Raw genomic sequence first — 6752 nt, 5'->3', positions numbered from 1 at the left:
GAAAGCATCGCCCCGATCGGCGATGATCCCCTCGTCAGCCTGCCCACCCTCGCAGCCTGATCGTCCCGGCCCAAGCCGGTGATCGTGGTGGCCCTCACCAAGCTACACCACGCCTAGGGACACGACCCCTACTTGCGGTGTCGGACTTCATTTCAATGAACCGGAATTGCCTGTCGGCCTATGCTGCCGCGACAAGCTTTCGGTTGTTTAACAAGAAGGCCACAGCGACAAGCACAGGCGACATTTTCGACCTTCCGTTCCCTGAGTCAGGCGATCTCGGGCTGAGCGCAAGCGAGGCTATCCTTGTGCACGACATCGTCGCTTATCAGCGCGACCTGATCCGCAGGGGTGACCAATCGGTCGCGCTGAAGAGTTCTGGTCAGGCTGTACTCCCGGCTTTCAACGAAACTTTTCTCGCCGCGATTAACCACCTATACCGCGACAACCCACTCGTGGCGCACCCCAGTCAATCCTGGCCTGGGATCATCTGCCAGCCCTATTCCTTCGGCGCGGTGGAAATCGACTGGTCGGATAGCGAGACGCTGCGCGGGCGGGTTGATGCGCTAATCCGGGAACAGCGCAGTGAGAGTGTATCGGTCACGCGGATTGCCCGGATTTACGATGACAATTTGCTGTTCCTGATCAAGCCGGACCGGCTGCGCTTCTGGATGCGATCAATCGGGCTGCGCGACGCCGACGAGGTGCTCGCCGACCTTCGGGCTCAGGGTTACTAGTTCGTGCTGGCAGACGGCAGGGAAAGCAGACCGATTACCGAGGGGCTGCGGATCGGGTTGCATCAGCCCGCGACCCAGCTTCGCACGCTCGTCGCCTTTATCGCCGAGGCGCTGCCCTTTTGGCGGGATGACGAGATGCGGCCGCCGGAAACAGCCGAGGATGCGCTCTCCGATCAGCTGTGCGATTTCCTGAACGATGCCGCCCGCGCCGCCCCGGGTTTCGACGCCTTCAAATTTCAACGCGAGACGCGTGATGACATCAAAGGCGGTCGCAATCTCGACATTGCAGCCAAGCCAAGCGACTGTTCGATTTGGATCGGCGATCGCCACTATTCGCGATATGACATTCTACTCCCGATCGAATGCAAGCGGCTCCCCACCCCGGTCGCCAGGAAGCGCGATCCGCGCGAATATCTGTACAGCAACATTAGCTCCACGGGCGGGATCCAGCGGTTCAAGAGCGGCGCCCATGCCGCCAACCATGCGTTTGCCGCTATGATTGGCTATGTCCAGACTGGGAATATCCCACATTGGCAGCGCGAACTCGGCACTTGGATCGATGACTTGGCGGCGACCGCCGCACCGCTCTGGAGTGCCGACGACCGACTCGAAATCGAAGACCACGACACAACCAGGCGGCGAGCCATCCTTAAGTCCCAACATACCCGCGCTAACGGTCTCAACACGATCGCAATGCGCCATCTCTGGATCGAGATGTGAGGGCGTTCCAGGCGCGATGATCGACATCGACGCACTTGGCATTAACTCTGTATGTGCATCGCCTGACCTAGACATTCAATCAGCATGCCTCTTATCGCAAGATTGCGAGTAACATCCGAAATCAGACGGTTGGCCCCTCCCACGCGGACTGTGCGGCCCCACGCCGAGCCACGACGAACCGGCCGATGCGGACGGGTTGATTTCGCAGGCCGCGCGCCTGATATCAGCGCGGACCCCGAAATCAGCCGGCGAGCCCTTTTCGCGATGACGAGCAACGACATGCAGCACGACGACCCGCGCCAGAACACGGTCGAGGCCGGGGCCGGCGTGGCGCACGAGGCCCCGCACGACGCCCCCGAGGCGCAGGCCGCCCCGGCCGACGACAAGCTCGCGGCGCTGACCGCAGAGCGCGACGAGCTCAAGGACCGGACGCTCCGGACGCTGGCCGAGATGGAGAACCTGCGCCGCCGGACCGAGCGCGAGGTCGCCGACGGCCGCACCTACGCGGTGACGAACTTCGCCCGCGACGTGCTCAACGTCGCCGACAACATCCGCCGGGCGCTGGACAGCGTCCCGGCCGAGGCGCGGGCCTCGGCCGAGGGCGCGCTGAAGGGCCTGATCGACGGCATCGAGCTGACCGAGCGGGACCTCGCCAAGACCCTGGAGCGCCACGGCGTCAAGGTGGTCGAGCCCAAGGGCCAGCGCTTCGACCCGAACCGCCACCAGGCGATGTTCGAGGTGCCCGACCCGGAGGTGCCGGCCGGCACCGTCGTGCAGGTGGTGCAGTCCGGCTACGTCATCGGCGACCGCACCCTGCGCCCGGCCCTCGTCGGCGTCGCCAAGGGCGGCCCGAAGGCCGGCGCGCCGGCCGACGCCGCGCAGGCCTGATCCACCGCTCTATTCTCTCTGTATCAAGCAAACGAAGCCGCCGCTTCCCTCCCCCCGACGGATCTCGGGCTTGCCCGCGATCCGCACCCTGTGCGTCCAAGTCGGGCAAGCCCGACTTGGGTGCGGGGGAGGGGGAGCCGGTGATCGGGCGGCGCTGGATCGTTCGGGAGCGATGTTCCTTCCCGGGCGGCGAGGACGCGCCGCATGCGATGAGGGGACGGCCGCACCATCCTTGTGCGCGAACGCACGACGCATCGGCCGAATTCGCCCCCTCAGGGCATCCCGATGCCAGCGATGGTTGAACATTCGGAAACGCTTGGGCCATAACTTCGCCATCGGCCGGGCGCATCCCGGAACGAGTCGGCGTGGCGCGTGATGCGTCGGGGCCGGGCTCGCGGGCGCGTCGCGCTCCAGCGTCGCGCATCGGAATCGTCATGCAGGTCGTCGACGCGGTCGAGAGGGATGGGTTCGGGCAAGGGGGCGGTCAGGCCGACCTGCGCCGCAGCCGCGCGCATGCCCGCGCCCACCGCCACAGCGCCCAGGTGCGCACGCTCCGCCGGGTGCTCCCGCTCGTCGCCGGCGGCGCGGTGATCGCGCTCGGGGCCTGGCTGTTCAACCCGTTCGCGGCGGTGCTTCCCGGCGTCAGCGTCGGGCCGGTGACGCTGTCGGGCACCAAGGTGCGGATGGAGAACCCGAAGCTGTCGGGCTTCCGCAAGGGCGACCGCGGCTACGAGGTGACCGCCACGGCGGCGCTCCAGGACATGCGCAAGCCCAGCCTGATCGAGCTCGAGGCGATGCGCGGCCACGTCGCCACCGACGAGAAGGGCGGGCTCGCCTGGATCGAGGCGGCCACGGGCCTGTTCGACACGACGCGCGAAGCCCTCGACCTCAAGCAGGACATCCGGATCTGGACCGACAAGGGCGAGGAGGCGCAGCTGCAATCGGCCGCCGTCGACTTCAAGGCCGGCAGCGTGAAGTCCTCCGAGACCGTCACCGTGTCGGTGCCGAGCGGCCAGGTGGTCGCCGACGGGCTCGACGTGGTCGAGAACGGCCGGGTGATCTCCTTCATCGGCAACGTCCACACCGTGTTCCACCAGGACAAGGCCAAGGATTCCAAGGCGGACGGCAAGGTTGACGGCAAGGCCGAGCCGAAGGTGCCGCTGCGCGTCCTCACCTCCTCGGCCGAGCCGACGGACGGCCGCCCATGACCCGCCCGCTCGCGTCTGCGCGGCATTTCAGGTTCTTCGCGCTTCTCGCCGCCGCGCTCGCGTCCGCCACGCTGGCGGCCGCGCCCGCCCGGGCCGAGAAGCCGGCCGCCCCGGCCGCGGCCAAGAAGGACGCGGCCTCGCCGTTCGGCGCGATGGGCGGCGGCAAGGAGCCGATCAAGATCGACGCCGACCGCCTCGACGTGTTCGACCGCGAGAGCAAGGCGATCTTCGCCGGCAACGTCGTGGCCGTGCAGGGCGACAGCACCATCCGCTGCTCGACGATGACGGTCCACTACAAGCGCGGCAAGGACAAGGACACGAAGGACAAGGACAAGGCGAACCCGGGCGCCGAGGCCGAGGAGAAGCCGAAAGACGCCGCCAGCATGGGCGAGAACGGCATCCAGAAGGTGGATTGCGCCGGCCCGGTCACGGTGGTGCAGAAGGACCAGGTCGCCACCGGCGACAGCGCGGTGTTCGACCAGGCCGCCAAGCGCATCGTGCTCACCGGCAACGTCGTGCTGAGCCAGTGCCAGAACGTCACCCGCGGCCAGCGCCTCGTCTACGACATGAACACCGGCCGCGCGAACATGGACCCGGTGCCCGGCGGCCGCGTCTCGGCCCTGTTCGTACCGGGCGAGAAGTCCGACGCGAACAAGTCCGCCAAGGGCTGCCCCCAGCCGGCCGGCATCGCCAAAACTGCGCCGAAGCCGGCGGAGGCCGTCAAGGCGGACGCAGCCAAAGGCGAGGCCAAGACCCGGGCCCAGGCCAATTGAGCGGTTCGCTCGGCGTCTCCGGCGGACAGGCCCTCTCCCCGCACCGATCCGAGACCGCGAGCCCGCGCCCGTCCTGGCTCGGGCGGGTGCTCGGCCGCGCCAGGCCCGATGCCGTCCCGGCCGAGGTCGAGGGCGGCCCCGGCATCCTCCACGTCCGCGGCCTGCGCAAGAGCTACGGCGCGCGCACGGTGGTGCACGAGGCCGGGCTCACGGTGCGGACCGGCGAGGCGGTCGGGCTGCTCGGGCCGAACGGCGCCGGCAAGACCACGATCTTCTACATGATCACCGGGCTGGTGGCGGCCGACCGCGGCCACATCACCCTCGACGGCCTGCCGATCACCCACCTGCCGATGTACCAGCGCGCGCGCCTCGGCATCGGCTACCTGCCCCAGGAAGCCTCGATCTTCCGCGGCCTGACGGTCGAGGACAACATCCGCGCGGTGCTCGAGGTCGCGGAACCCGACCGCAAGGCGCGGGCGAAAAAGCTCGATTCGCTGCTGGAAGAGTTCGACATCGCGCGGCTGCGCAAATCCCCGTCGATCGCGCTGTCCGGCGGCGAGCGCCGCCGCTGCGAGATCGCCCGGGCGCTGGCCTCGTCGCCGACCTTCATGCTCCTCGACGAGCCCTTCGCCGGCATCGACCCGATCGCGGTCGGCGACATCCAGGACCTGGTCAAGCACCTCAAGCAGCGCGGCATCGGCGTGCTGATCACCGACCACAACGTCCGCGAGACGCTGGGCCTGATCGACCGCGCCTACATCGCCCATTCCGGCCGCATCCTCACCGAGGGCACCCCGGAGGAGATCGTCGCCAACGCCGACGCGCGGCGGCTGTATCTCGGCGAGGATTTCCGGCTTTAGGGGCGGGCCCGGCCGGGATCGGTGTCGCGAGCGGAGGACGGCCCGGCGTGGATCTGCGACGGTCCGTTTCCGGGCGGAGCCGGCAGCAGCGCATACCGCCGTCGCGCCGGCTCACGCAGCTTCCCGGACGGGGGCAGGCGCGGGGAAGGGTCTCCTACCAAGTCTCATGGGTAGGAACCCATGAGGTCCGGCGGATTGCCGCCGCCCCGCAGTCGCGGGGGCCAGACCTCGATGAGTCGGGCTCATTGAGGTCTGGTATCAGATCCTGACCGGGCGGACGTTCGACGGATCTCGGCGCCGCATCAGGATTTTTCGGTGCGCGATAACCGTTCTCGATTCCCGTCTCGAAACCGGATGCCGCTTTCGAGAGACATCGGGGGCGCCTCACGTCGGTGCCTCGGTGGTCCGAACTTTCGGGGAGGGCGGGGAGCGATCCTCGACGCTGTCGACCGCGTCGCGCGATCCGCGCCTACGTTCTCTACGCGGTTGCATGCGGTGATTTCACGCAATCATAAATAGCAACGATGGGAGCCTTCGCTCCTGCCTTGCCCGATCGTGGGTCGAGCGAGGCAGATGTGGACCGGCCCTGGTTCTTCCCGCTGATTCCGACCCTACGACACGGTCGGAGGGAGCCCAACGCGATGCTGAGATCATCCATCACGACCCTCGACGGCTATCACGGCCTCCTACCGCGCACCTGGACGCGGGACGAGACCTGCGACGAAGCCTACGTCGACGCGCAGAACGACTTCCAGGCGGCCAAGGCCCGGGCCTTCGTCCTGCCGATCGTGCGGGAGGCTCCGGTTCGGACCGTCCTGGACGTCGGCTGCGGCATGGGCGGCATGGCGGTGGCTCTCGAAACGGAGGGCTACGAGAGCTACGGCATCGACCTGCCGGGGCTGACGCGCCGCTGGTCTTCGGCCGGCCGGAGCGCCGACCGGTTCTACCTGGTCGATCCGGACGCGTTCGAGCTCCCGTTCCTCGACGGCAGCATCGACTTCGCATTCACCTTCGGCGCCATCGAGCACGTCGGCACGACCGACGGACACGCCGACCGCCGTCCCGACTGGCACGCGGTCCGCCGACAGTGGCTGCGGGAGATCTTCCGCGTCCTCTCGCCGGGTGGGCGGATGCTGATCGGCGGCCCCAACCGCGCCTTTCCGATCGACGTGGCCCACGGTCCCGACAGCCGGGCGACCGCCTGGGAGCGCTGGCTCGCGCGCCGGCTCGGCGCGACGGTCCACCGGACCTGGGGGGACAACTTTCTCTGGGCCTACCCGGACGTGCATCGCTACCTCGAGGGCCTGCCTTACGGGATGGAGGCTCGCAGCATCGGCGGGTTTCTCGACTTCTCGCGGGTTCCGGCCTTCGCGCGCCCGACGGCACGCGCCTACGTCGCCCGCATGCCCCGCTCGCTCTTGGGCACGGGGTTCAACCCGTGGGTGATGGCGCTGGTCACGCGCCGCGCCGACGGCTGAGCGGGATCCCAGGCATGCGCCGCCGGCCCATGGGGCGACGATCCCGGCCGACCTCAGAAATCGCCGCGACGGCGGCCTGCCGAGGCCTTGG

At 68.3% G+C, this 6752-nt stretch carries 7 protein-coding genes; all 7 read left to right on the top strand.

Annotation, left to right across the window (positions count from 1 at the left end; genetic code table 11):
* Positions 1-137 precede the first annotated feature (137 nt).
* The 7 genes from FV234_RS19730 (at position 138) to FV234_RS19700 (ending at position 6661) form a co-directional block, all read left to right on the top strand.
* Positions 138-734, top strand: coding sequence for a hypothetical protein (locus FV234_RS19730; protein ID WP_147831190.1), 597 nt, complete (start codon positions 138-140; stop codon positions 732-734).
* A gap of 3 nt (positions 735-737) precedes the next feature.
* Entirely contained in the window at positions 738-1454 is a 717-nt protein-coding gene (locus FV234_RS19725; RefSeq protein WP_246686239.1) for a hypothetical protein, read from the top strand.
* 264 nt (positions 1455-1718) lie between these two features.
* Entirely contained in the window at positions 1719-2342 is a 624-nt protein-coding gene (gene grpE / locus FV234_RS19720) for a nucleotide exchange factor GrpE (protein WP_238272807.1), read from the top strand.
* 434 nt (positions 2343-2776) lie between these two features.
* The gene (locus FV234_RS19715) at positions 2777-3550 is read left to right on the top strand and encodes a lipopolysaccharide-assembly, LptC-related protein (RefSeq protein WP_147831188.1); all 774 of its coding nucleotides are present in this window, start codon (positions 2777-2779) and stop codon (positions 3548-3550) included.
* The gene (locus tag FV234_RS19710; RefSeq protein WP_147764640.1) at positions 3547-4323 is read left to right on the top strand and encodes an LptA/OstA family protein; all 777 of its coding nucleotides are present in this window, start codon (positions 3547-3549) and stop codon (positions 4321-4323) included. Before FV234_RS19715 ends, FV234_RS19710 begins: the two co-directional genes overlap by 4 nt.
* Positions 4320-5183 (top strand): LPS export ABC transporter ATP-binding protein, encoded by an 864-nt coding sequence (lptB, locus tag FV234_RS19705; RefSeq protein WP_147753835.1) that lies wholly within the window; start codon positions 4320-4322, stop codon positions 5181-5183. The genes FV234_RS19710 and lptB overlap by 4 nt, the downstream gene beginning before the upstream one ends.
* Positions 5184-5824: 641 nt before the next feature.
* Positions 5825-6661: a class I SAM-dependent methyltransferase gene (locus FV234_RS19700; RefSeq protein WP_187273737.1), complete on the top strand. Its 837-nt coding sequence runs from the start codon at positions 5825-5827 to the stop codon at positions 6659-6661.
* Positions 6662-6752: the final 91 nt, after the last annotated feature.

It is taken from the genome of Methylobacterium sp. WL8, from assembly GCF_008040045.1.
Lineage (GTDB): Bacteria > Pseudomonadota > Alphaproteobacteria > Rhizobiales > Beijerinckiaceae > Methylobacterium > Methylobacterium cerastii.
Note: the sequence above shows the minus strand (reverse complement) of the source record. Positions and strands in the feature narration are given on the sequence as shown.